Origin of the sequence: Leptonema illini DSM 21528 (assembly GCF_000243335.1) — a bacterium.
Taxonomy (GTDB): domain Bacteria; phylum Spirochaetota; class Leptospiria; order Leptospirales; family Leptonemataceae; genus Leptonema; species Leptonema illini.
In genome coordinates this window covers 850467-876496 of sequence record NZ_JH597773.1, presented here as the reverse complement: position 1 = coordinate 876496, position 26030 = coordinate 850467, and the positions used below count along the sequence as shown (strand labels likewise).

Sequence of the window (26030 nt, the reverse complement as noted above, 5' to 3'; positions counted from 1 at the left end):
TAATGCCCGTTCCCGGCGGGATCTTAGCGTCTCAAAACCCCTGGTTCTGAGACCGGCCCTTATTTGAACGAGATATAAGGGACGGGATCAACGGGCCGTTCAAGGCCAAAGCGCACTTCGTAATGCAGGTGGTTGCCCGTCGCCCGGCCCGTGCGGCCGATCAGAGCGATCACCTGACCCTTCTGTACCCTGTCGCCGGCCTTTACGAGCACCTTGTTGCAGTGTGCATAAAGCGTCTGGTATCCGAGGCCGTGATGGATGACGACGTGCAGACCGAATCCCGGGCGATCCTTGTCGACGGAGCGTACAACCGTTCCGGGCGCTGTGGCGATGATGGGCGTATTCGGGGCAGCGGCAAAGTCCACCCCTCCATGAAAGTCTCCCGGGACGGTTTTCAGGAACGGGTCCATACGCGAGCCATACCCCGAAGAAATGGAGGCCGTTCCGGGATACACCGGCCAGCCCTTCGGCGTGATCCAGTAGATGTGAACCCTGTGCCACAGCGATTTCAGGGCGGCCTGTCCGGCTCCAAGCAGCAGCAGATCGGCATGCTGGCGGTACTGACGGTATCTTTCAAGATCGAGATCAAAGCGAGATCCTGTATTCAGGATCTTCTCCTCCACCTGCCTCAGCTGTAGATGTTCGTTCAGATCGGGATCGGGCTTCTGGTTCCACGATAGGCGGTAGAGTCGGTCTCGCTGCTCTTCGAGGCGGTGTAGCAGCTCGGTCTTTTGCGAGAGCACAATATGGTGGTTGGAGAGCAGGATTTCTGATGTCTGGAGCTTTTCGTACCGATCCCGGTCGATTGTGACGCGTTTTACCTCATAAAAACCGGCGAGCCCGATCACGATAGCGATAAGGGAGACCGGAAAAAGCAAAGCGTAGTAGTTGATGCGAATGCGGTAGGGCGATCCGGCATGGTGAGGGTAGATCAGGACCGAAACGCCCTTCCAGCCATGTTCATGGCGGCGCAGCAGTTTTTTTCTCCATTCCTGGAGCCTGTACTGCCATCGTTCTTTGCGATTTACCGGGCGATTTGCGGGGCCATTCACGGGAACACTTCGCCGCTTTCCCCTCGTCTGTCCATTGAAAAGCTCGGGGCTTTTTCGTTGGTGCCACGGAAATTACTTGATTTCCGGCCGTACCATACTATTTGATCGCAAAATGTTCAAAATGATCAGGGGATGGTTCTCCTTCCGCCGTGGGCCGGACCGCTTTCTCAAATACCCGGAAGGAAAGCGGATTTATCGAGAGTTCCATTCCATCCGAAATACTCAAATGGATCCAGACGGCCTGAAAGTCATCAACCGTCTGAACCGATACGGCTACAAATCCTATTTCGTCGGCGGGTGCATCAGAGATTTACTTCTCGGAAAGAAACCGAAGGACTTTGATATCGTAACCAACGCCACGCCCACGCAGCTTCGCAAACTGTTTTCTAACAGTCGTGTGATCGGCCGGCGTTTCAAGCTCGTGCACGTCGTCTTCAGAGGCGGAAAGGTCATCGAAGTGTCGACCTTTCGCTCTCTGCCCGAGCATCGACTCGACAGCTCGCTGGAATCCGACGATATGTATCTGAAGCGCGACAACATCTTCGGCACGCCCAAAGAAGATGTGGCACGGCGCGACTTCACCATCAACTCGCTGTACTTCGATCCCCGGAACGAAAGCATCATCGACTACACCGGCGGCTTCGAAGACATGAAGAATCAGCGCATCAACGTTATCGGCGATCCCGATATTTCGTTCAAAGAAGATCCGGTCCGTATGCTGCGTGCCGCTAAGTTCGCTCCTCTTCTCGGTTTTTCCATGCATTCGGCCTGTGCAAAAGGCATTCGAAAGAACCGATTCGAGATAGCGAAGGCTAACTCCAACCGATTGCTTGAAGAGTACTTCAAGATTTTCAGAACGGGAAAATCGGCAAAGATCTTCGGCTCGATGTACGAAACCGGTCTTCTCGAAACGCTCATGCCCTCGGCCATCGCCGCATCCGTTGAGCGAGCCGAGCCGGGCGTGCCGTTTGAAGACACGCCACTCGGAAGGCGACTGTCCATCGCCGATCGCATGCTGGCGGAACGTGAAGACCTTACCGTCGACATCTATCTGGCGCTCCTGTTCTGTGATCTCGTCGAGGACGTTTTTGCCGTCGATCGCTGGAAGCGTGAAGAGCATATCGCCGAATACGTGAAGTCGCGGCTTGACGAAGCCTGCAGCGAGATGAAGCTTCCGGGGAGAGATCGTAGCCGGCTGCTACAGATTTTCATCAGTCAGATACGCTTTCGATCCGAGACCGACGGACGCCGTAAGAACCGACGTACCGACGCCTTTCGCGAGAAGGTGTATTTCTTCGAAGCCTTCATGGTATTCAAGATTCACTCACTGGCCGAAGCCGACGATGAAGCCGTGCAGCGCGCCATGTTCTGGGAGATCGGTCCTCGTAGCCGCCCGCCCGAATCGCACCGCATGATCTCGCTTTTCTATAATCCGGCACGACATCGCCGTATGGATCGCGAAGAGTTCCGCGAAGAGCGCGAACACGGAGCGAACGGGCGTGAATCGGGTCGAAACGGCGGCCGGGGTCGACAGCGCGGCGATTCTTCGGGACGATCTTCTGCTGAGCGATCGTCTCAGGGACGGTCCTCGCGGCGAACCGATGAAGATTTTTCAGAGGATGAAACCGTCGAAGCACAGCCGACGGGACGACCGACTTCGCGGAAAGAAAACGCCAGGCGCGAGAGCTCCGTGAAAGCGGCCTCCGATCAGGCGGCGACCGATGTCAGTACGCCTGAAACGGGGGCGGTGGCTAACGAGGGGACAAAAGAGGGCGCCGCTAAAGAAGGCGCTGCAAAAGGTCGAAGCAGGCGCCGTCGCGGCAGAGGACGCAGGAAGCCTGCCGGCGCTCAGCCCGAGCAGCCAGAGTCCGAAGAGGGTTAACTGTCAGCGTCCTGAATCTCAGGCGGAGCCATGAGGCGGCTCAATCTGTAGAGAGAGTGCTCATGTTCAAGAGAGGCGATGATCTCGGTCGTCACGGCCGTCAGTTCGTGATAGGGATCATCCAGCCATCGAATCGCCTTCTGCGCCACTTTCGAGGCCAGAATGCGATCTCTCGATTCAGTGACGATGTTATGGTTCTCGAGAATCCCGCTGCGCAGTGCCTCGACAAGCCCTGCAACGGCCCGATCCAACCTGCCCGATAGATCATCCATGGCATACAGCGTTTCGCCGATTTCCTGAACCATACGTTCCTGATCGGTGTTTCGCGAAGGCAGGCCTCGCAAATGATCGTAGAGGCGAATATAGAAATCGTAGTTCCGCATATAAGAAGCTCTGTAGTTCTGAGCGAACTTCACGACGCGCAGGTACGATATCCAGTAAGCGGGCATCTCGGTGCCTTTTTTCTGAAAGGAACCGAGCATGGCATCGGTTCCGTCTTTCAGGCCATCAAGCTGATTCAGAATAGCGGGAAGATCGGCCGTATCGCCGGCCAGGATGATCTGATGCAAAAGCTCGACGTAGGCCTGAACGATTTCTTTTTGCATCGTCGGTTCCTGATCAGAAATCAAGCGACGGTGCCGACACCGTGATCGCCTTTCGCTTCTCCAGTTCTGCGGCGGCGCGATCAAGTTGCTCGATCACTCGATGACGGGCAGTACCGCCTTGACTGACTTTCCGCTCAACGCTTGTCTCTTCGCGGACGGCCTCTGTGTAGAAATTGTCATCTGCAAGCGCCTCATGAACCGAGGAACGTAGATCGACCGATGCCTCTTCAAGTGAGACTCCTTTTTCGGCGCATATGGCGACCAGGCGCCCGGCAATGTGATGCGCCTCCCTGAAAGGTATGCCCTTGTTTGAAACGAGAGCGTCCGCGAGGTCGGTAGCCGTCGCATAACCCTGCGCCAGCGATCTGCGAATGCGTTCGGGACGCACGACGAACTGTGAGACCATCGCCGTTAGAGCGTCGACGATCATACTGCACTGACGGGCAGAATCGAGAAGTGAGAATCGATCCTCCTGCAAATCACGGTTATACGTAAGAGGCAGGCCTTTTACCGTCATCAGAAGCTGCATCAGGAGAGAAGAGACGCGACCGGCTTTACCGCGAGTCAGCTCGGCAAGATCGGGATTCTTCTTCTGTGGCATGATGCTCGATCCCGTTGTGAGGGCGTCCGGCAGTTCGAGAAAGCCGAACTCCACGCCCGTAAAAAGAATGATCTCTTCGGCCAGACGCGAGGCATGCACCGAGAAGACCGAGCCGGCATACAGATAATCGAGAATATGATCCCGACTTGATACGGCATCCATCGAGTTTTCATACATACGTTCGAAGCCGAGCGCCGCCTGTAAAAACTCGCGATCGGTAGCGTAATTCACGCCCGTTGCCGCGCCGCTGCCCAGGGGCATGCTATCGGCTCCATGATGTGCCTGTGCGTAACGATCCGCATCGCGCAGGAACATCCAGAAATAGGCGAGCAGATGATGCGCGAAGCGAACGGGCTGCGCCACCTGCATATGCGTGTAAGAGGGGATGATGACGTCGACGTTCTTGCGGGCCTGATCAAGCAGGGCATCACAGAGATCGATCAGAGCGGAGCGCAGTTCGGCGCTTCGTCTCTTGACGAAAAGATGCGTGTCAACGGCCACCTGATCGTTTCGCGAACGGGCTGTATGAAGCCTGCCGGCGGGCTCGCCGATCAGTTCTTTTAACCGCGTTTCAATATGAGTATGAATGTCTTCAAGCTCGGGCCGCAGCGGCATCTGACCTGCTTCGATCTCTTTTCGTATCGTGCGCAGTCCGTCTATGATGGCCGTCAGATCGGCTTCGCTGATGATGCCGCATCGAGCAAGCATGCGCGCATGCTCCGCCGATCCTTTTAGATCTTCGCCGTAGAGTTCGATATCGAGGCTGATCGATTCGCCCATGCGAATCATAATATCTTCCACATGGCCTGTGGATCTGCCCTGCCAGAGTTGTCCGCTCACAGCTCCACGTTATGCAGAGCACTCAGCCGGAGAATCATATTTTCAGTTCGCGAAAAACGTCGAAAAGCGAGAAGTCCGGATCATGGACCGTATGGATGAGGATGGCATAGTCGAGAATCAGAGACTTAATCTCGAAGTAGATGGCTTGAAAGCGCTGATAGACCTCTTCATGCTCACGTCCTGGCGAAAGAACGATATAAGAGTGGGGTGAGAGCACAATGGAAAGATCGCCCTCAGGAAGCCTCGAGCGAATCGTCAGTTCGATGTTATGGATCATCTCGCTGGCTCCGGCCTCGCCAAGCAGGCCGAAGTAGTGATTCAGATTCTGAAAGCGAAAATGCGTGAAGGTTACGGGCTGACCCTCCGCAAGCAGCTTGCGAGTGCGTCGTGCTACAAACGATTCGAGAATGTGCAGATAGTCGATCCAGTTCCGCCCGGGAATGCTTGTGTCATAGAGCAGGATGCGCCGTGCAAGCGGCAGGATCTCATTCTGGAAGATCGGCCGGACCGCATCGACGCTACCGCGGTGCAGACGCATCAGGCACTGAAAATCGCCGGGCCCCGAGTCAATCGTGTCAAGCAGGGGGATTCGATCGGCATCAAGAGGCAGTCCCATGTGAAAGTAGGTATTGCCGCGGGACTGGATTTCGGCCTCTATGGCGCCGCAATAAAGGAAATAGAGAAAGAGCAGCTGTCGCGCCGGATCGCGTTCCTGCTTCAAAGCGGCCCTGTACTGCTGACGGGTCATCTCGGGAAGTCCGGAAAGAAGCTCATTCCAGTTTGCTTCGAGGCGGGGGCGGTATTCGCGCAGGCGTTCCGATACCTCAATCGGTGAAAAAACGACTGCAGACATGGACTCGATGATCGGTCATTGCGCAATGCTGTAAAGCAGAAAGAGCCGGATGACCCGGCTCTTTCGTTTTTCGGTGTTCGAGCAAGTCCTCAGAGGACGGAGTCGCCTGCCTTAGCGGCCTCAACCTCGTTGAACATGCCGTCGAACAGCGCCGTGGACAGATAACGCTCCGCAGCATCGGGGAACACAACGACGATGACCTTTCCGTCGTTCTCGGGCTTCTTTGCCTGATTCAGAGCGCCGACCATAGCCGCACCGCAGGAGATACCGCCGAGGATGCCCTCTTCGCGGCCCAGACGTCGTGCCATCTCAATCGCTTCGTCGTTCGTTACCTGCTCCACTTCATCAACAAGGCTGATATCGAGGTTTTTGGGAACAAAGCCTGCGCCGATGCCCTGGATTTTATGCGGTCCCGGAGCTACGGCCTCGCCTGCGCGAGTCTGGCTGATGACAGGCGAGTGAACCGGCTCAACGGCAACCGTCGTGATCTTCTTGCCTTTCTGATTCTTGATGTAGCGCGAAACTCCGGTCAGCGTTCCGCCTGTTCCGACGCCGCTGATGAAGATGTCGATCGAGCCATCCGTATCGTTCCAGATCTCAGGGCCGGTCGTCTCTTCGTGAATGGCCGGGTTGGCCGGATTTTCAAACTGCTGCGGCATGAAGTATTTCGACGTATCGGATTCGGCGATCTCACGCGCCTTCTCGATGGCGCCTTTCATGCCTTTTGCCGCCTCGGTCAGTACGAGATTCGCACCCAGCGCCTTGAGAATCTTACGACGCTCGAGCGACATGCTTTCGGGCATGGTCAGAGTCAGGCGGTATCCGCGAGCGGCGGCGACAAAGGCGAGGGCGATGCCTGTGTTGCCCGACGTCGGCTCGACGATTTCCATTCCCTTTTTCAGTTTGCCGCTCTTTTCGGCATCCCAGATCATGGCAGCGCCGATGCGGCATTTTACAGAGTAGGCCGGATTGCGTCCTTCAATCTTTGCGTAGACGGTAGCATACGCTCCGTCGGTGATCCTGTTAATACGGACCAGTGGTGTTTTTCCGATCGTGTATGAATTATCCTGGTAAACCTGCATGGTGTCCTCCCGATTTCATAGTAAACATATAGGAATAGGGCGGATTAATCAACTCTTTTTCTGCCCGAATGTCTGTTTTGACGTATTTTTTTCTCATTTTGCGGACATGGAAACAGAAATGCAAGGTAAGCATCAAAGGAACCATGTTGTAACAGTGAACTGAGTTCGGGGCTTGTTGACTCCTCTGTCAATTTTGCTTTCCTGAATAAGCATCCGGGAAAAAAACAGTCATGGCTTTATCTGATATGAAAGAGGCGATCCGGCATCGGCTGGCCGGATTTGAGCGCCGCTACGAGACTCGCGTTTTCTGGTTCCCCGATCAAAGCCCTTCGTACGCCATCGTTGAGTCCCGGCTGCTTGATACGTATCACGATATGGCCCTTTTTCTCAGGGTGAATCTGCAAACCCGCAAGATCGAGGATGTCGACGTAGAAGAGAATAGAGTCCCCTACAGCAGCTGCCCTCTTGCCGTCGCTACCTATCGTTACCTGATCGGTGAGGATATGAGCGAACGAGGCCTGATCGGTAAATACCCGTTTGCCAGGCCCGAAGGATGCCTGCATCTGAATGAGATGCTCGAACATGCGGTGCGCAACTTCAACTCCGCCTATGGCTTCTATTTAAAAGACCGGAATTTCCCCGCCGACATGGACGAATACCGCATGCATGTGGGGGAGCGTTCTCTGAACGATCGTATCGAGCTCGGCCGGCACTGGTGGATGAAGGATAGAAACGTGCGCAACAGCTGTCTTTCGTTCAGCGTGTCGCAGGAGAAGCAAGAATACAGAGAGCAGATCAAGGATCTGCCCGGCATCACGCAGATGATGGTGCGCGAATTCCGAAAGAAAAACTCTTGATTCTTCTGCCCGCCTGCGTCTTCTGAAAAGCGGCCGATCCAGTGATCGCCGTATAAACAGAAAGTCCAGCGGAGATAAAAATGAAGATCGGAACTCGCCTCATCCTCTCAGTCGTTTCGGTGGCCATTGCCATCGTAGTCGGCTTCTCGCTCTTCTTTGTCGCCCTGTTCCTGGTGCGAGGGGATCTCGATAGTATTTATCGCCTGCGCCTCTGGAGCGTCGATTATCTGATCGAGGCCGATCGTGACGCCTATCAGTCTTCGCTGGCCGTCAGTCAGGCGCTGGATGCTCGCGACCTATCGGGATTCGAAAAAGAGATCCATGAGAACCGCCTTCAGGTTAAAGAACGCTTTGATAAATTCGCCGCCCTCTGGCATGAGGCCGGTCAGCCCGACATCCCGCCGTTTCAGGTCTTCGCCGAAACCTATCCGGCATGGTCACAGTCGACGGACCGTCTGCTGGCCCTGATGAAGCGGGACGATTTCGACGAGGCTCGCTCCCTCTATCACGGAGCCTACGCAAAAGAATTCGCAGCGATGCGCGGCTCGATGGATCAGCTCACCGAGGCGAATCTCACTTCTTCTGAAGAAGAATACAGTCGCGCCATGCACGGCATCGAAGTGATCTGGTGGTCGGCCGCGGGATTTGCATTCCTGATCTTTCTTTTTATGGCCGGGCTCTCGCTCTATTTGATTCGCGCTATCAGAGATCCGATTCGCGACGCTGCTCGCATTACCGATGAGCTGGCCGCCGGGAACCTGCTTGTTCAGATTCCGCTGAATCGCAAAGACGAATTTGCTCAGATGTTTCAGGCGTTGAGCGGGTTGATCGAAAACGTGCGCGCCGTCATCTCGGACGCTCAGATGATCGCCTCACGGCTTGCCGCATCATCGGAGCAGTTAACCGCAGCGTCTGAAAACTTCAGCGATCAAGCGCAATCGCAGGCCGGCTCGACGGAAGAGATATCGGCGACGACAGAAGAGATATCGGCCGGTATGGATATGGTCGTATCGTCGGCGGCGGAGCAGACGGAGCGCATTCAGAGGCTCGATAAAGGCACGTCGGCGCTGTTACATATTCTTCAAGAGGCAGCGGGGCGTGTGGAAAAGAATCAGTCGGCCGTCGACGAGATTCAATCGCATACGTCGCTCGGCGAACAGTCCCTTGCAAGTATGACGGACGGTATGCGCCGTATAGGAAGCAGCTCGGGTCAGATGCTTGAAATCGTCGAGATCATCAACGGCATCTCTGATCAGATCAACCTGCTTTCGCTGAACGCCGCGATCGAAGCGGCGCGAGCCGGCGATGCAGGCCGCGGCTTTGCCGTCGTCGCCGATCAGATATCGAGGCTTGCCGAGCAGACGGCGGTAAGCATCAAAAACATCGACGGCCTGATCTCGGGTAACCAGGCAGAGATTGATTCAGGATTGAAGAACGTCGAGCAGACCTCGGATGTTGTGCGCCGTATCGTTTCGAACATGAATGCAATCGTTGAAATGATGGACGAGCTGCGTCATTCTTCGTCGCAGCAGAAACAATCCGTGCAGCTATTCGGTCAGGAGGCCGGCCTTGTGCGCCGTCAGGCCGAAGAGATCACGGAGTCGATGCAGCAACAGCGTATGGCCGTGAACGAGATCGCGCGAACGGTGAGTTCGATCGCCTCGACCTCCGGACTTATTTCAAGCGGGGCGGGCGAGATCGCTCTCAGTGCGAAAGAGATCGCCGCTATGGCCGAGCAGCTCAATCGCAAGATATCGTTCTTCAGAGCGGGTGCGGCCTGATCAGGGCAGACGTTCCATGATGTCGCGCCGGATCTGGTCGCGAATATAGTCGTACTCGTTCGAGTCTTTGCCGTAGGCCATCTCGGTGAATTTAAGAAGATTCTCGTTCTTGAGGCGTTTGTATTCGTTGAATTCCTTTTCGGCCTTCATCTGCTGTGCCATCAGTTCGAGCTTGCGATAGACGATGGCCAGAACTCTGTAAGGCTCGGATTCCTGTTTATGGCTTTCTTTAAGCTCGAAGTAGGCATGGATCATCTCAATGACGCCTGAGATGTTACCCGTTGAGAGCTGCAAGCGCACATACTGGCGGATCGTCTTCGCCTTGAGATCTTTATAAAAAGAAGAGGCCATGATGCCGGGGTTCTTCACTTTATCGAGCGCTTCGAGGGCCTTTACCGTGAATCCGATGGCCTTTCGGCGGGCTCGCAACCGTGCAAGGGATTGCTGTCGGGCCAGGCTCTGCTCGCGTTCGCGCCGCTGCCACTCATGCTGGACGGGAAGGGCGTTGATCTTCTCTTCAAGGGCCTTCGCCTCATGCTCGCCTTCTTTGATCGCCTTTACCGATTCGAGATAAAGCAGGCGGGCCTTTTTTACGCCTTCCATGGATTTTTCAGGATCAAGCCGGTCGAAGATCTGAAGCTCGGGAAAGTCGGGCGAGATATCGCTTTCAGGCCAGGTGGCCTCCTCTTCACTGACAGAAGAGCTTTCGGGAAAGGTAGCTTCAAGCACCTGTTTCTCGTCTTCTTTCGCCTCTTTTGAGAAGAAGAAGTTATGTCCGTTCTGTGCCTGGAGGGATCCTGAAAGCAGAATCAGGCTGATCGCAATCCGTCTCATATCATTTGAAGATCGACGGATTTTTCGCTCTCTTGAGCCGTAAAAGGCTTCCCCGGCGTCGTGACTCGAAAAATGCTTCCGCCATGCTTCCCGGTTTTGAGTACCTGAACGGCGATCTTCACTTCGATGGACAGAGCGTATCGAAGCTTGCAGCGCAGTTCAAAACGCCTCTTTACGTATATTCAGAGCGCCTGATTCAGGAGCGATATGAATCCTACGTCAGAGGAGCGGCAGGACGTCGAGTTCAGATCTGCTTTGCCGTAAAGGCAAACTCCAACCTGTCGGTGCTTCGCCTGCTCGCTGGCCTCGGTGCCGGCGCCGATATCGTCAGCGGCGGCGAGCTCTATCGATGCCAGAAGGCCGGCATGCCGTCGTCAAAGATCGTCTTTTCGGGCGTGGGAAAAACGGATGATGAGATCGAGGCAGCTCTTCAGGCACAGATCATGCTTTTCTCAGTGGAGTCGGCCGAGGAGCTCAACCGTCTTTCGGCCCTTGCCGCTCGTTCGGGGCAGCGGGCTCCGGTCAGTCTTCGTATGAATCCCGACGTCGATGCGAAAACGCATCCGTATATCTCCACCGGCCTCAAGGCCAACAAGTTCGGTATTCCGTATACGGAATTCGATGCGATGATCGACCATGCGCAAACGTTGCCGGGCATCGAGCTATCGGGCTTCGGTTATCATATCGGCTCTCAGCTTACCGACGTATCGGGCTTTGAAGAGGCTGCCCTGCGCGGCAAGGAACTTGCGCGACGCTTTCTTGAAAAGATGGGCAAGCTGCCCTTCCTTGATGCCGGCGGCGGACTCGGGATTCGCTATAAAGGCGAGGCGCCGCCCGAGCCCGAGCAGTACGTGCGACGCATCCTTTCTATTCTCGATTTTCCCGAAACGACGATTCTATTCGAGCCCGGGCGCAGCATCGTCGGATCAGCGGGCGCGCTTCTGACGACCATCCTCTTTCGAAAAGAGAACGAAGAGAAAACGTTTTATATATGCGATGCGGCGATGAACGATCTGATCCGCCCTGCGCTCTATTCTGCGTATCATGAGATCCTGCCTGCCCGAGAAGATCGCGTGAGTGATCGAAATCCGCTGCGGCGCGGCGACCTTGTTGGCCCCGTTTGCGAGACGGGGGATTTCCTCGCACGCGATCGCGACCTTCCACATTTTGAGCAATCCGATATCGCCGCGTTAGCCACAACGGGCGCTTATGGATTCGTCATGGCGTCGAATTATAACAGCCGACCTCGGCCGGCCGAGGTGATGATTGCAGGCGGCAAACCTGTATTGATTCGCCGCCGCGAAACGCTTGATGGTCTAATCTCGGCTGAGCTCGATCTATCTTGAGTTCTGAGCCGGTCTGGAAACCGGCTCAGAAAGGTCAGGTTCCGCCAGAAAGACCATGAAAGGCTTCTCTGGCGTGTTCTTAGCAGGCTGCTGAAAAAGCAGCCTGTTAGAAGCTCGATCAGTTCGGAAACAGCCTCGTCGTATTCACGACGACACCGATCTGCGCCGTGTAGGTATCGAGCGTTCTTGTCGGGAAGTTGTCGGATTTCAAGAACTGCTTGTGATAAAAGGCCTCGGCCTTGATGCCGACGACGCGCGTGAAGTGAATATTCACGCCAAGTCCGGCGCCGGTCGCCATGCCGAGTCCGTTCTGGATGCGGTTGCTGAGGCGGTTCGGATCAGGAATGCTTGAGGAATGAGCCTGCCCGTTATAGCCGACCATTCCTGCGCGCACGACAACATAAGGGTCAAAGACGGATTTTTGAATGGGATGGAAGGCCGCCATACCCATTGCAGACGTGCCGTTGTAAAGCGTCGTGCTCAAAGGTACAGGCGTGACAAGGGCAGGACTTGCGCCGCTCAGGAAAACGTCCTGTCGTTTGGCCTCAATAGAGAACTGGCTTACAGTGAATCCGAATCCGAAGTAGGAAAAGGTGCCATATTCAAGCTCGATCTGCCAGGAGTAACCGGGGGTGTATTCGGCGTCGAACGAAGAGGGAAGGTTGGTGTTCGATGTGGCGGCGCTGAGCGGGTTTATGTAGTCTCCGTTTCTGATCTGCAAGGCGAGCGTTTTATCGTATTCCTTTTCATGCCTGATGAAGCTTCCGCTCGGCGCTATAGAACGCCCCCCTATAAAGCTGAAGAAAAAGGCGCCTTTATAATAACCCGGAGGATACTCGATAGTGGGGTAGCGATCCTGTTCGCTTTTCTCCTGGGCATGCAGCGAGAGCAAAGGCAGGCAGAGCAGAACCCCTGCCATGACGGCAATAGAACGAAGCATATAGAACTCCTTTTGGTCACGTTTCTGGATTAGAGTTCCGGATAGCCTCTCTGGGTTCAACTTTTATTTCTGGATTTAGAACTGTTCCCGGAGCGGGTTCTTAATCCGCCCGAGATAACTCGACATCTGTCGGTCAGTCGATGCGGCAGCCCTCTCGTTCCGATAGATAAGAAGCCGAGTTGGTGATAAAGAGGCCGCGGACCGTTACCTTCGTAGCGTCGAGTTTGAAATCCTGAATGGGAATGTACTGCCGCGCATAGGCATGGCAGAAGGCTTCGTCTCTTTTCTCGACAAAGTGGCAGGAGCAGAATTCTTTCGCGTAATATGCAGAGATAATGCCGGGAAAGCTGAAAAGCTCCCTGTGATTCTTCGCAACCCAGCCTCCTGCAAAGAGTACAGCTACGAGCAGAATATTGCGAATGAGTCTTGATCGTTTCATTTTTTCACCGTCTCGGTAACGAGTTTCATCAGATGGTGTTTGCTGTAGGCCTTCTCTACATCGGGTTCGCAGTTCTTTTCCTCGGCCCACCGACATGCATAACGACGGTCGTCGCCAAGACGCACGACGACCATATCAAGCGAGGGAATGACCCACATGCCCTTTCCCCAGTGGCCGAGAGCGGCGAAGGCGTCATCGGGGGCGTCGGGCCAGGGTTTTTCAATACCCAGGCCGGGATTGCCGACGTTGCGATACCAGTAGGCGGTGGGGTTATCCGATCTTTCTGACACCGATATCGTTTTGCGATTATAATAAGCGGGCACGACGCTGAGCGAGTATTGCACCCATCCCTCGGGAAGCAGGCGTCTTCCGTTCCAGACTCCGTCATGCATATACAGATAGCCGATACGGGCGAGATCGACCGGTCGCATGTACAGATAAGAAGAGCCGACAAAGGTCCCGGCGGCGTCGCGTTCCCATACGGCGCCGCGAATCTGCAACGGATCAAAGAGTTCCGTCCACGGCATGGAGGCATATTCTTCTTCGGTATAAAAAGCCTTCAGACAGCGCATCATCAGATTCGTATCGCCGCTCGAATAGTTCCAGTAAGAACCCGCCGGATGAATGAGATCAAACGAGGCCGTAAACGCCGCCATGTCGGATCGGCCTCGCGTGTAAAGCATGGCGATAACGCTTGAAAAAACCGGTGAAGCCTCGTAGCTTTCGTCGAAGCCAAGCCCGGAGCTCATCTGGTGGATGTGGCGCAGTAAGATCGACTGATGTGATTTGCGTTCCAGTTCGGGAATGCAGCTCGATGCCGGAGCATTGATATCAAGACCTTTCGTCATGGCGGCCCGACCGACAAGGGCGTTTGTGACGCTCTTGCTCACCGACCATGTCAGCATGGACGACTCCGCTGTATAACCCCGGGCATACTCTTCCATGACGATCTTGCCGTGACGGATCATAACAAAAGCGTTCGTGCGCATGCCCTGTCTGTTCTCGTCGTCACCCTGACGCGAAAGCAAATACGTGCGCAGGCGCTCGACGGCGACCGGATCCAGGCCTTCGGCCTCGGGCGTCGACCTCGGCCACTCGGTGCCAGGGAAACGAGCCGGCGGCTCCTGAAAGGGAAGCCCTGGAGAGAGCACGACGGGCTCGTCGGCCGGCTGTGAATCGTTATTCGCGCATGCTGATAAAGGGAAAAATGCAAGGAGGCAAAAAAGTCCAGTTCGCAAAAACATGAATCTGACCGTCGGCGATCAGCTTCATGAAGCAAGCATATTTTTTCTCGGCGGCCTCTGAGTCCTCTGAGGTTTATTTCGGGTGCCCTCAGAGGACTCTGTGGTTTATTCCGGTCTCCAGTTGGCGCTCGCTACGTCATGTGAGAACGGAGCGAGACGGCCATATTCGGGAGCAAATAGAGAATCAACCGCGCATCACGAGGAATGTCGTATAAGCGGCGTATATTAGAATAAAAGCGCCGCCCTGCCAGCGTTCAATGATGTGGCGCCGACCGACAAAGAGGGCGAAGAAGAGCAGCAGCGTGGCGCCGACCGCTGTGGCGATATCGAAGTTCGCCCCTTCATTAAATGGAAGCGGCGTGATCGTCGAGCTCACGCCGAGAATCCAGAAGATATTGAAGATATTCGAACCGACCACATTGCCGATTGCGATATCGGACTGTCGCTTGTAGGCTGCCATCGCCGATGTCGCAAGTTCAGGAAGCGAGGTACCGACGGCGACGACGGTCAGACCGATCAGTGATTCGCTCATGTTGAAAATACGAGCGATGGCGACGGCTCCGTCTACGATCCATTTACCGCCGACGACAAGGGCGATGAGTCCACCGATAATCATCAACGCAGAGACGGGCAGAGTACGCGTCTTATGCTCTTCGGTGTCGACATCGCTCGTCTCTGTAGCCGATAGGCCGAACGTATAATAGAGAAAAATGATAAAGAAGGCGATGAGCACCAGGCCGTCGGCCCGACCGAGATCGTTCATCGTCATGCCGTCGAGGAAGCGGTCGTTTGCCATAATGGCAATACAAACAACGGCAAGCAGACTGAACGGAATCTCTTTCCACACTGTGCCGCGCTGCGTCGTCAGCGGGTAGATCATCGCCGAAATACCGAGAATTAAGAGGATGTTCGCGATATTCGAGCCGAGCACGTTGCCGATGGCGATGTCGGTATTGCCTGAAAAGCTGGCAAAGAGATTTACCGTAAGCTCGGGCAACGACGTGCCGAAGGCGACGATGGTCAGGCCGATGGCCAGCTCTGAGATATTAAACCTGCGTGCAATGGAAGAGGCGCCGTCAACAAGGAAGTCAGCTCCTTTAATGAGCAGCACAAATCCGATGACGAAGAGGGTGAGGGTGAGAAGCATCGAGCACAAAAAATGCAGGCCGGCTTTTTCGGCGACACGAAAATCAGAGATTCACTGTATTCGTGCGCGCCCTGTCGCGAATTCCGTGGACGATTCGCTGTCGTAACGAGGAATGGCAGCGTGCAGCGACCCGATCCATCCGTACAGGCAGGTGTCGTTCATCCGAAAACCGAGCAGCGCTTTGTGCTTCTGTCCGCTCCGTCTCTCTATTTCTCAGAGAGCCGCATCGGCGATCTTGTACGCATCTGCAATAGCGCCGATATTATGCAGATGATACGTCAGGGAGGCGTACCGATCGGATCAAAGTACACGCGCCGCAATGCCGTCTCGTTCATTAAATACTGCAACGAAGGCTGGGAAGAAGACGATCACTACGTCTTTTTTCTCGTAACGGATGATGGCAGGCAGCGTATCGCCGGATGCTACGAGCTGCGCAATCGACATCGTGAGAGCTTCGAGACGGGCTACTGGATCGCTCCACAGTATCGCGGCATCGGCGCTACAGGTCTTCTTGCTCTGATTGAATTCTGTCGCACCTTTCAGGTGGGCTCGCTTTACGCTCGCGCCCTTGAAGCGAATCAGGCCTCGCGAAGGCTCTTAGAGAAGGCCGGTTTTCGCTGTGTGCGTTCGAAATCAGAGGCCGGTCCACATGGAACGATGCTCCGTTATGAACGGTCTCTTAGAACACGTCTCAAAACTCCTCCTTGAGTTTTGGGGCCGGCTCTTAAACTACGTGACCGCTCGTAGGGCCAGAAAGAGCGGGAACTCTTCGCGTGCCCGGTTCTCGGCCTTCGCCTTCGCTCCGACGCTGCGTCGGTTAGACGTCCACTCTTCAAGCGCCGTAATCATCCACCCTGCACGGGAGGCGGAGCTTACGATCTCATGCAGCGGTCGATGAAACATCGTCGTGTATGAAGAATCCCTCTTGCCCGGATGCGTGACGATGGGGATGGCTAACGACGAAAGATAACGATCGACGCGGCGGTACTGCAGCTTCTTCGCCTCGTCGAATTGCCAGTGGCTCTGTCGCGGAATGCGAAAACACGGATGCATGATGACGACGACGAGACGTCCGCCTTTTTTTACGGCCTGCGCCGCCCCTTCAAAGAAGCCGTCGATGGATTCCATATTGCCGGCGGCCAGGATGCTTACGGCGCCGTCATAGGAGCCTGCACGCAGATCGGCAGGCAGAGCACAGGCATCTTCAATGCGATAGTCGATACGAGTATCGGCATGACGATTCAGGTGGCTTTCTGTTTCGTAGCGCCGCGCCTTTGCAATCAGCTCTGAGGAAAGATCGACGCCCGTCACCTCGATGCCGGCCGCAGCAAGCTGGCGGCAGAATACGCCCTGGCCGCAGCCAAGATCAAGGATGCGCTCGCCGGCATTCGCCGCAAGCAGCTGCATCGCCCCGGGCAGGACGACCTCTTTATGATAATCCGACCCGTCTTCGCCGACCAGGCGATCATACCAGGCGGCCTGGGCATCCCATGCGGTGGAGCGATCGGGCGTTCTTCTCTGCGCGGTCGATCTCCTGTGGTCGGTGGGCTTCTTCAGATCGGGCGACTTCTCAGGCGACTTTTTATATGAGGGCTTTTGAAAGGGCTTCTGGTTGGAATGCGGTTTTCCCGGTTTCATGGGTTCTGATCCGGTTTTTCTTCGCCCGGCTGCGCGTCACGCAAAGGCTCGATCGGATCGGAGTCCGAGGCCGGAATCTCGAAACGGTTCAGCGTATTGCGTTTCGGCAGGCTTTCTTCTTTATGGAAAGAGCTGACATCAAGCTCATCATAGATGCGATCGAGCTGCGCCTCACGGTCGCCGAGCAGCCGTCCGTAGTTGTCTTCGTGCAGCTCAAGCAGATCAAGCTGGATCGGATAACCCCGGCTCGCCGATTGAACCGAAGCGTCCAGAATACGTCGCGAGATGAGATTGATCAGTCGGTCCTGCACGATCTGAAAGTGGCTGCGCGTGTCTTTCTCGTCGTCGGGGTTCTCGCGCAGATCGTCGAGACTGACCGTTCGGAAGCGATCCTTTTCTGTCATGGGGGTGCGCGATTCGACCAGAGCGAGCAGTCCGTATCGCCGTGCGCGACGGATGCGACGCAACCCGTCGGAGTAGGCGCGGATGGCAAGCGTCGGCGTTTCGCGCGCATGACGCACGCCCTGTCGGTAGAGGATGCGCGCCGCTTCGAGATCTCGAAATCCGAGCTTCATATAGTGGCCGGCGACAGGATCTTCAGATCGAACGATTCCGGGAGCCGACGATTCAAGCAGCACCCAGCCTGTATCAATATAATAACCGAGGGCGCGCCGGTAGCCTTCGCGAAGCGCCACGCGAGAGGCGCGCAGCTGACGGAAGCTGTCGCCCGATCGGCCCTGCAGCCGCCACATCCGCGCGAAAAAATCAAGTCGCACCGATTCTTCAAGCGAAGCGACGATACGCTTCTGTAGATCGCTCTCTTTCGGCAGATTGGAGGCGACGATGTCGAGGAATTCGACGTCGGATCGGTTCTGTGCCAGCATCGAGTTAAGCTCCGTGCTATCGATGGTCTGCGCCGCCGCCTCCCGATGCGGGAAAAGCGCCAGGCAGGCAAGAAGCCCTGTAAAGAGAAAAAGTTGAACCTTCTGGCGCATAAGGAGTCGAAGGCAACATGCCTTCGCATGCTGCCAGATATCATGAATATCGGTGGAAACGGTCGGCAGGCGCTAAAAAAAGCTGGCCCGATTCCTCGTCCTGGTAATGATCGAATCGGCCACGTAAGAATCTTTCATAAGCGAATCTCTTGTGTGAGATTTGCTCGCAGAAACCTTCGTGAGTTTCCATTTCTATTGAATAATAACGTCTGAGGCTTGCACCGCAATGCAAATGAAAAATCGTCTCGCTTTTTTTTCCTCCTCGAAGAGTCGTCTTCTATTCTTGATCGCCGCAACCGCCCTCGGTGGATTTGCGTTTTTCACGGCAAAGATGGAGGCGCAGACTCCGCCCGGCTACCTGCCCGAGCCCGATATAGACTCAAACAGCCTTCAGGTAATCCAGGCCGTTCCTGCCGGGCAGCTTCCGTCCACGGCGGCGAAGGAGATCGTCGTTTCTTTCAATCAGGCGTTGATTCCACTGGGCAAGGTCGATTCTTCAGATCTGAAGCCCTTTCGTATCGAGCCCGAGATTTCCGGTCGCTTTCGCTGGTACGGAAGCTCGGTGGCCGCCTTTTTACCCGACGGACCGCTGAAGGCCGGTACGCATTATACGATTATCGTTCCGGCCGGGCTCAAAGATCTACAGGGGCGGGCGTTGAAGGCCGATCGCACCTTTTCGTTTCATACCGAGGCTCTTAAAGTCGATTATATGTACCCGTCCGACGGCGTTACCGTCGACTACACTCCGTCGATTCGCGTTCGTTTCAATCTGCCGGTCGATCCGTCGACGGCTAAACCATTCGTCGAGATGCGCGCCGGCAATACGACCGTACCCGTCGAACTGGAAGGCCCCGACGCCGATCAGTATATCGGCGACGACGACGTGCCACAGCAGCATATGCGCATTCGTCCGGCGAGGCCTCTTCCGCGTGGGGCGCAGGTAACGCTTGTTCTAAAAAAAGGGTTACCCATCTCAGGCCAGGAAGGCGGTCTCGCACAGGAGTTCACGCGAAAGTATCAGACTTACGGGCCCGTATCGGTGACGTTTGAAGACGAGGCGAAATTCTTTCAGGATAGTTACGAGACCGGGCTTCGCTTTAACAATGAAATCGATCCTGTTCAGGCGCATCCGTTTATACGTCTGTACGACGAGAAGAATAACGAGATTAAGATTCCCGAGCCCGACGAAAGATATTCGACATCTTTTATTTCGGCAAGTTCCTGGCCCGTCAAACCTGGTAAGTCGTACAGGGTTTTCGTGCGCAGAGGATTGCCCGACGTTTACGGCAATGCCCTGCCTGCTGAGAAAGACTTTCGCTTTCGCATGCCCGCCGTTCGTCCGTTTCTTACCCTGAACGCCGGATGGGGAGCAAGCGAGGCGATGCTTTCGCCGCGCATTCCCTACCGCTATGGAAACATGAAAGAGGTCAGGGTGGAGGTGGCGCCGATCGGCCTCGATGCGATCCTTGCCTTCCTGGATAACTATAAAAACGATCCGCATAAAAAGCTGAACTTCAAGAAGATTCCTCTGCCTGTGAACGCCGGGCCCGAGCAGGTCTTTACCCGGCAGTTCGATTTTTCGAGCTTCCTGAACGTGAACCGCCCCGACGGCAAGAACGAAAAGAAGACGGGATGGATCGCCTACCGCTTCGAAGGCGACGTTCTGGACTGGGAGGGCAATAAAGAAAAGGCCAGCTTCCCCGGAATTCTGCAGAGCACCGATCTCGGGTTAACCGTTCGCGAAAGCCCGTTTGCCGCCCATGTGTGGGTGCATTCGCTATCAAACGGCGAGGCCCTTCCCGGAACGCTTGTCAGGCAGTACGATGGATCGACAAAGGGCGGCACGTGCGAGACCGATAAAAACGGATATTGCCGTATCGAGAAGGCAAGCCCGTCGCTTGGCGATAAGACGCTTTATCTTGCCCTTGATCGTCGCGCCGGACATGGCGGCGATATGGCCTTTGTAACGGCTCGCTTCGATCGCGTTTACAGCGGAGTGCAGTGGGGCAGTCATCGCGCAGGCCTGCCCGAGATCAGAGGCATGCTTGTGTTTGATCGCAAGCTCTACCGGCCCGGTGAAACCGTGCAGTTTAAAGCCGTTCTCTCGGTGCTTGAGCGCGGGAATCTCATGCCGTTCAAGGCGGGTGATGTGCGTGTGTCGATTAACGATTCGCGCGGACGACAGATCTATTCAAAGATTCTCAAGCCGACGGCGCAGGGCGGCGTTTATGACGCCGTGCGTATTCCTGAGAACTCTCCTCTCGGCCATTATAATATTTCGGTCGTTCCCAATATGTTCGTCGGACGCAAGGCGCCCGATAGTATGGGAGGCGTATGGGATAACTTTCAGGTCGAGGAGTTTCGTCCTCTGACCTTTACGGTGCTTGCGTCGGGAACGGAGGATCGACTGCAGAGTTCGCCCGCACCCGTGCGCGTCGAAGGTCGCTATCTTTTTGGCGCACCGATGAGCCAGGCACGCGCCTCCGTCGTCGTCTATGAACGTGCGGCCTCTATTTATCTGAATCAATTCCCGGCCTTTGAAACGGGCGATCCCGAGAACTCCATCGAACGCATCCATCTGCGCGGGCAGGGGCGACTCGATAATGCCGGCGCCTTCACGATGCAGATGCCGGCCGGTTCTTTTGAATCCGAGAAGCGGACTTATCTGCTTGCCGCCGAATACGAAAAGGCCAGAAAAGGCAACGTCATTTCGCTTGTTTCGACAGAGCAGCGTACGCTTGAAGTGCGTCCACATCGCAAGATGCGCCTTGAGGCGAAGGTCTTCGACGCATCGAACCGATCGGTGACGAAGAATGCCGAGTACACGCACTATGCATCGGCCGTTTTTCCTGCCGTGCGCCCGGTGCGCTATGTTTTCGAAGAGAATAAAGATGCATCGGTCGAGGTGCTCTTTGTAGACATCAAAGGACAGGCGGCGCCCGGTCGCGGCGAGGTCTACGTTTTTCGAAACGCGTATAACGTTGTCGAGACGAAGGGCCCCTCCGGATCACTGCAGCGTATCAACTCTCTTGTTCGAATTCTTGAAGGCCGCGATTCTATAGAGGCCTCCGGGCCGAAGGTTTATACGTTCCGACCGACGAAACCGGGCTCCTACGAGATCCTTGTGAGAACGGGCGACGGTGCCTTCGCGCAGACGACGGTTTACGTATCGGGTAAAGGCTACGGGTACTGGTGGGGCAGCGGAGACGATTCCGTCGAACTGATTGCCGATAAGCGACAGTACCGTCCCGGAGATACGGCGCGCATTCTGATCAAATCGCCGTATGAAAAGGCGAAGGCCGTGATCACGGTGGAGCGCGAAGACATACTCGATCGTCGCGTCATCGAGATGACGTCCTCTTCGCAGAGCGTCGATATTCCTTTGAAAGCCGAGTATATTCCGGGCGTGCAGATATCGGTCATGATTTTCAGGCCACGCGTGCAGGTGAGCTCTTCTCCCGATGAAGCCGATCCGGGTAAGCCGGCCGTGAAGATGGGCACGTTATACGTCGACCTTGCCACGGACACGAAGCGCATTCCCGTCGCCATTAAAAAGAGCTGCGATCCGTGCGGACCCGGGCAGGAGATGCAGATCGATATCAAGACGGCGCCAGGGGCGGAGGTTGCTCTCGACGTTGCCGATCGCGCCATCCTTGATCTCGTCGGCTATCGATTCGCCGATCCCGTCTCGCGTTTCTATGATGCGAGGCCTTATGGTATTCGCGTTCTCGATATTCGCGGATCGCTGATCGACCAGTTCCTGCGAGCCGGCAAGGGCGAGCCTGGTGGCGGCGGCGATGAATCCTCAAGTGGCGGCTTTGCTCTTGATGGCGAAGACGGCATGCGCAAGAACTTTCGTTATACGGCAGAGTGGAAGCCGGTGCTCGTCGCCGATGCCGGCGGGAAGATCACGCTGAAGTTCCGTCTGCCCGATAACCTGACGACCTTCCGTATCATGGCGCTTGCCGCAAAAGACGGTCTTTACGGCAAGGCCGAAGAAGAGTTTCGCGTGCAGAAGTCGGTCGTCACCATGCCCGTTCTGCCTAACTTCGTGCGACCCGGCGACGGCATCTGGGCCGGCGCTCTCGTCATTAACCAGACGGGGGCGAAATCCGACTTTGTTTTCGAATTTCAGAGCAGCCCCGCTCTCTGCGCCGCCGACCCATCGGGCCTGAACGGAAAAGAACCCATTCCGCAGAAGCTGACGAAAGAGGTTAGCCTGGCGGCGGGCGAAACGCGCGAGATACTGTTCTATTGCAAGATTCCGCGAAGCCCGTCCTTCTTGAAGGACCTGCGTAAAGAGAAGGTCGATCCTATGAATCCGTCGTTTCGTCTCGATGCCGGATCGATTGCCTTCAGCTTCAGGGCAAAAGGAACGGGCGATATCGCCGATGGTATGAGCCGTTCCGTTCCATTGCGGCAGGAAGTTGTGCGAGAGGCCTTCACCGTTTCAGGCGGAGCCGTTGATACGGCCGAGGAAGGCCTGCTTGTGCCCGATCCCGATGAGAACCCCGGCGAACTTTCGCTGCAGATGTCGGGCACGGCGCTTCTGGGATTGAAATCAGGTTACGACTTCTTTGCGCTGAACCCGTATCTGTGCCTCGAACAGCGCACGTCGGCGACGGTCGTTCATGTGATGGCCGGCCCCTTTGCTCCGACGAAGACGGGCGGCGAGTATGATCCGGCCCGCCTGAATGATCTTTTCTATGGATCGCTGCCGTCGTTTCAGAACGAAGACGGAGGCCTGCGTCTATGGAAGGAGCTCGAATCGTCCTCCGATCCTTATCTCACGGCGTATGTGCTTGAGGCGTTAACCAAGCTGCCCGCTCCGGCCGCCTATAAAGGGCGTGTGGACGCCATCGTTCCGAGAGCGCTCAGTTATCTTGTCGCGTACAGAGATAACCCGCGTAGAGAGACGAGGTTCTATCAGATCGAGACGATGACCTACCTGAACTATGTGCTCTCTCTGTACGGGCGAGGACGCGCCGATCTCGTGAAGTCAGCTCTTGCCGAAAGCGATAAGCTATCGCTGCGCGGTCGCGGATACGCCCTTCTCACGGCGCATGGCATGAAGGTCGATACGGGCCCGGCTGCCAATCGCATCATCGACGATTTCAAGAATCGCCTGAGCTTCTCGACCCGTAAGATCGAGCTTCGCGAGACGCTGCCCTTCTCGGCCTCGCGTATCTATTATTCAAGCGGCTCGACTCTGGGCGTCTGGATCCGCTATTTAACCGAACGCAATCTGCACCCCGATTTTGTTTCGAAGATGGTGCTCGGAGCGGCGAATCGCAACGTTTTTCAATCGTCCAGTCATGATGAGGCGGCGCTGGCTATGGCGATACGGCGTTATCATGAGGTCTATGAGAAAGGTATTCCGACGGGCGTCGCCGTTTCGCTCGATGGCAAAGATCTTTTTAAAGCGGATTTTGACGCGAAAAGCCCGCTGCTTTCGACCTCCGTCGATACGGAGGCGCTGATCAAGCGCTTCTCCCTGAAGAATCTCGATAAGCCGAAGTCGTTGAAGATCATGAACCCCTCGAAGCAGGGCAGGGTGTATTACAATGCGACGCTCGACTATGCCGTCGATTTCACGAAAATCCAGGCAAAGGATGAAGGCATCTATATAACGCGAGAGGTTCTCGATGAACGCATGAAGCCCGTATCGCTTAAAGGCTTGAGGCGCGGAGACGTCTATCCCGTGCGTCTGCGTATCATCACGCGAAGACCGATCGCGAACTTTCTACTTCGCGATCCGATAGCGTCGGCGACCGAGATCGTTAACACCTCCTTTCAAACCGAGGGGCTGTCGCTTGCCGACCTCGAACGCACGGGCCAGTCGGATTACCCATGGTTTGGATCGGGCGAGATCGTCGAGAAGCGTTACGACGCCTACATCGTCACCGATCCCTATCTTTCGGCCGGTGTGCATGAGTATATCTATCTTGTGCGGCCGATCCAGGCAGGGCGAACGCTGCTTCCACCGGCGCAAGCCCAGGCCATGTATGAGCCCGAGATCTTCGGTCGAACGGATGGCGGCGCAGTCGAAGCGACGAAATGAGAGGGCGGCTTTCAGGATCGGGCAGAGAAGCGCTTCTGAGCGTGACTCTGCTCGCCCTTCCCGGCCTGTTAGTGTTACTTCTGCTCTCGCTCAGCGCTCGGCGTATCCCTGTTAACTCCCTTCGCTTGATCTCTGAAGAGGGAGTGACGATCTATTTTAATACGGCCACAGTCCGGAACGTCGATGTTCTCTTTTCGGGAGAACAACCGGGCTGGCAGGAGCGTATTCGCGTCGCCGATTACCTGATGCAGCCCGTACTCGTTCGTCTGGGGATTCAGAGCGGCGTTCTGCGCTCCGGTATGAGCCGCCTGGGCGCTTTTTTTCTGGATGGAGTGCTCATGCCGGTCCAGATTCGCGATCTCGCTCTTCTGTTGGGGGAAGGCTCAACGGCGACGCACACGGCGGGTAACGCTCCGGCGCTTACGCTTGAGCGAACCGGCTTTCGTGGCGAGATCCGCTCGACGATCAGCGACGCGATGCAGCAGAGCATCGCCGCCATCGTTCGATCCGAGCTGGCCGTGTTGCGCGAGCAGGGCGCCTACCAGACGTCTGTCGTCGTTCTTGAAAGACAGAACGATTATCTGCAGCTGCGAGCGATGGTCGATACGGGAGCGGCGCATGGCCTGAACGGGGCCCTGCTCGTTCGCCAGGCCGGATCGGTGCTCAAGCCCTTTATCTATGCAATGGCCTTCGATCGATTCGCCGTGCGTCCTGGAGATGCGGTGGACGATACGCCTCTGCGCATTCTCGACGGTAGCGAGGCGTATGAGCCTCGCAACCATGATAACGAATTCGCCGGTCGCATAACGGTCCGGGAAGCCCTGGCGGCGTCGCGTAACATCCCTGCCGTGCGTATGCTTCAGCTTGTGGGGGTGCGCGAATACGGGGATTTCTTGCGTAACGTCGGCCTGGATCATATCGAGCATCCGGAAAGATACGGACTCAGCATGGCCCTTGGAACGGGCGGAGCCTCCGTGCTTGAAACGGCCATGCTCTTTTCTATACCGGCAGCAGGCGGGGAGCTCTTACCTCTCTATATGGGAACCGATGATGGGCCCATCTTTCTGACGGCAGCCGGCAGGCCTGTAAGAGATCGCCCGCCTGTGCAGCGATTTTTTTCACGTGAGACGTCGCTTCTCATCACACACGTCCTTTCAGATCGCGAGGCCCGCCGCATCAGCTTCGGTCGCCGGAACTATCTCGACTTTCCGTTCGATGTAGCGGCGAAAACGGGAACGTCGCAGTCGTTTCGCGATTCATGGACGGCGGGTTATACGGACCGCTATATCGTCGCCGTCTGGGTCGGCAATTACAGCGGCGCCAGCATGAACGCCGTATCGGGCCTTCGCGGCGCCGCTCGTATCTTTCATCAAATCGTGCGCATGCTGGCCGGGCAGGGGCATCCGACCTTTCGTTATCCGTCTGATTGGCGAACGGCGTCGATCTGCCGTCATCCCGACGAAGGCGACGATTGCAGTCGAATAGAAGAGCTGCTGCTTCCCGGCGATAGGCATGTCGATGAAACGGTGCGACGTATTCTCCTGGATCGTTCGAACGGCCTGTTGCTTTCGCCCATGGCCGGGCAGATCTTCTATCTGGATCCGCACAGAAGTGAAGGACAGAGCATTCCTTTTGAGGTGAACGCCTCTGCGCGACTGACGCTTCTTCGCGACGGAGCGGTCGTGCCGGGGTTTGACGGTAGAAAGGTGGAAGCAGGACGCATGCTTGTAAACCTGAAACGCGGTCGGTATGAGATTCGGCTTATCGATGAAAGCGGCCGGTTCGCGCGGCGCCGCTTCGAGGTAAGATAAATCGAGGTGCGATGATTCGATT

At 55.9% G+C, this 26030-nt stretch carries 18 protein-coding genes and 1 pseudogene; 7 read left to right on the top strand and 12 right to left on the bottom strand.

Features of this window, described 5'->3' with window-relative positions; translation table 11 throughout:
* Window positions 1-59: 59 nt before the first annotated feature.
* On the bottom strand, window positions 60-1052 hold the full coding sequence (locus LEPIL_RS21570) for a M23 family metallopeptidase (RefSeq protein ID WP_002770164.1): 993 nt from the start codon (window positions 1050-1052) through the stop codon (window positions 60-62).
* Window positions 1053-1164: 112 nt separating this feature from the next.
* Between LEPIL_RS21570 and pcnB the strand changes: the two are divergent.
* Window positions 1165-2679 (top strand): annotated as a pseudogene (gene pcnB, locus LEPIL_RS03935) (polynucleotide adenylyltransferase PcnB); the annotation flags it as partial.
* A 251-nt stretch (window positions 2680-2930) separates the two neighbouring features.
* Here pcnB and LEPIL_RS03930 read toward each other — a convergent pair.
* The 4 genes from LEPIL_RS03930 to cysK all read right to left on the bottom strand — a co-directional run bounded on the left by LEPIL_RS03930 (window position 2931) and on the right by cysK (window position 6915).
* Complete coding sequence (locus tag LEPIL_RS03930) at window positions 2931-3539, bottom strand: hypothetical protein (RefSeq protein ID WP_002770160.1); 609 nt, start codon at window positions 3537-3539, stop codon at window positions 2931-2933.
* Between the two features lie 13 nt (window positions 3540-3552).
* Window positions 3553-4980 carry an argininosuccinate lyase gene (gene argH / locus LEPIL_RS03925; RefSeq protein WP_040918284.1) on the bottom strand — a complete coding sequence of 476 codons (1428 nt, stop codon included), beginning with the start codon at window positions 4978-4980 and terminating at the stop codon, window positions 3553-3555.
* Between the two features lie 34 nt (window positions 4981-5014).
* The gene (locus LEPIL_RS03920; RefSeq protein WP_002770157.1) at window positions 5015-5833 is read right to left on the bottom strand and encodes a hypothetical protein; all 819 of its coding nucleotides are present in this window, start codon (window positions 5831-5833) and stop codon (window positions 5015-5017) included.
* An 89-nt stretch (window positions 5834-5922) separates the two neighbouring features.
* The gene (gene cysK, locus LEPIL_RS03915; protein ID WP_002770155.1) at window positions 5923-6915 is read right to left on the bottom strand and encodes a cysteine synthase A; all 993 of its coding nucleotides are present in this window, start codon (window positions 6913-6915) and stop codon (window positions 5923-5925) included.
* A gap of 230 nt (window positions 6916-7145) precedes the next feature.
* On the opposite strand from cysK, the gene LEPIL_RS03910 reads away from it, so the two are divergent.
* Together LEPIL_RS03910 and LEPIL_RS03905 are read left to right on the top strand one after the other, a co-directional pair.
* Window positions 7146-7772, top strand: coding sequence for a DUF2889 domain-containing protein (locus tag LEPIL_RS03910; RefSeq protein WP_002770153.1), 627 nt, complete (start codon window positions 7146-7148; stop codon window positions 7770-7772).
* A gap of 80 nt (window positions 7773-7852) precedes the next feature.
* Window positions 7853-9553 carry a HAMP domain-containing methyl-accepting chemotaxis protein gene (locus LEPIL_RS03905; RefSeq protein WP_002770151.1) on the top strand — a complete coding sequence of 567 codons (1701 nt, stop codon included), beginning with the start codon at window positions 7853-7855 and terminating at the stop codon, window positions 9551-9553.
* On the opposite strand, the gene LEPIL_RS03900 is transcribed toward LEPIL_RS03905, so the two are convergent.
* A complete protein-coding gene (locus LEPIL_RS03900; protein WP_002770149.1) occupies window positions 9554-10387 on the bottom strand; it encodes a hypothetical protein in 834 nt (277 codons plus the stop codon).
* Window positions 10388-10470: 83 nt separating this feature from the next.
* Between LEPIL_RS03900 and lysA the strand changes: the two genes are divergently transcribed.
* A complete protein-coding gene (gene lysA, locus LEPIL_RS03895; RefSeq protein ID WP_002770147.1) occupies window positions 10471-11733 on the top strand; it encodes a diaminopimelate decarboxylase in 1263 nt (420 codons plus the stop codon).
* A 118-nt stretch (window positions 11734-11851) separates the two neighbouring features.
* Here lysA and LEPIL_RS03890 read toward each other — a convergent pair whose 3' ends face one another.
* The 4 genes from LEPIL_RS03890 to LEPIL_RS03875 form a co-directional block, all read right to left on the bottom strand.
* Window positions 11852-12673, bottom strand: a complete 822-nt coding sequence (locus LEPIL_RS03890; protein WP_002770146.1) for a hypothetical protein — start codon at window positions 12671-12673, stop codon at window positions 11852-11854.
* 133 nt (window positions 12674-12806) lie between these two features.
* Window positions 12807-13112, bottom strand: coding sequence for a hypothetical protein (locus LEPIL_RS03885; RefSeq protein ID WP_002770144.1), 306 nt, complete (start codon window positions 13110-13112; stop codon window positions 12807-12809).
* Window positions 13109-14263 carry a serine hydrolase domain-containing protein gene (locus LEPIL_RS03880; RefSeq protein ID WP_052608141.1) on the bottom strand — a complete coding sequence of 385 codons (1155 nt, stop codon included), beginning with the start codon at window positions 14261-14263 and terminating at the stop codon, window positions 13109-13111. Before LEPIL_RS03880 ends, LEPIL_RS03885 begins: the two co-directional genes overlap by 4 nt.
* A 277-nt stretch (window positions 14264-14540) precedes the next feature.
* Window positions 14541-15503, bottom strand: a complete 963-nt coding sequence (locus LEPIL_RS03875) for a calcium/sodium antiporter (protein ID WP_002770140.1) — start codon at window positions 15501-15503, stop codon at window positions 14541-14543.
* 120 nt (window positions 15504-15623) lie between these two features.
* Between LEPIL_RS03875 and LEPIL_RS03870 the strand changes: the two genes are divergently transcribed.
* Window positions 15624-16211, top strand: a complete 588-nt coding sequence (locus LEPIL_RS03870; RefSeq protein ID WP_157135020.1) for a GNAT family N-acetyltransferase — start codon at window positions 15624-15626, stop codon at window positions 16209-16211.
* A gap of 21 nt (window positions 16212-16232) precedes the next feature.
* Here LEPIL_RS03870 and LEPIL_RS03865 read toward each other — a convergent pair whose 3' ends face one another.
* A complete protein-coding gene (locus LEPIL_RS03865; protein WP_002770136.1) occupies window positions 16233-17141 on the bottom strand; it encodes a class I SAM-dependent methyltransferase in 909 nt (302 codons plus the stop codon).
* Window positions 17138-18136: an adhesin OmpL37 family surface protein gene (locus LEPIL_RS03860; protein WP_002770134.1), complete on the bottom strand. Its 999-nt coding sequence runs from the start codon at window positions 18134-18136 to the stop codon at window positions 17138-17140. The genes LEPIL_RS03865 and LEPIL_RS03860 overlap by 4 nt, the downstream gene beginning before the upstream one ends.
* A gap of 232 nt (window positions 18137-18368) precedes the next feature.
* On the opposite strand from LEPIL_RS03860, the gene LEPIL_RS03855 reads away from it, so the two are divergent.
* Both LEPIL_RS03855 and LEPIL_RS03850 read left to right on the top strand, forming a co-directional pair.
* Window positions 18369-24197 (top strand): Ig-like domain-containing alpha-2-macroglobulin family protein, encoded by a 5829-nt coding sequence (locus LEPIL_RS03855; RefSeq protein WP_040918283.1) that lies wholly within the window; start codon window positions 18369-18371, stop codon window positions 24195-24197.
* Complete coding sequence (locus tag LEPIL_RS03850) at window positions 24194-26008, top strand: penicillin-binding transpeptidase domain-containing protein (RefSeq protein ID WP_002770130.1); 1815 nt, start codon at window positions 24194-24196, stop codon at window positions 26006-26008. Before LEPIL_RS03855 ends, LEPIL_RS03850 begins: the two co-directional genes overlap by 4 nt.
* Window positions 26009-26030 lie beyond the last annotated feature (22 nt).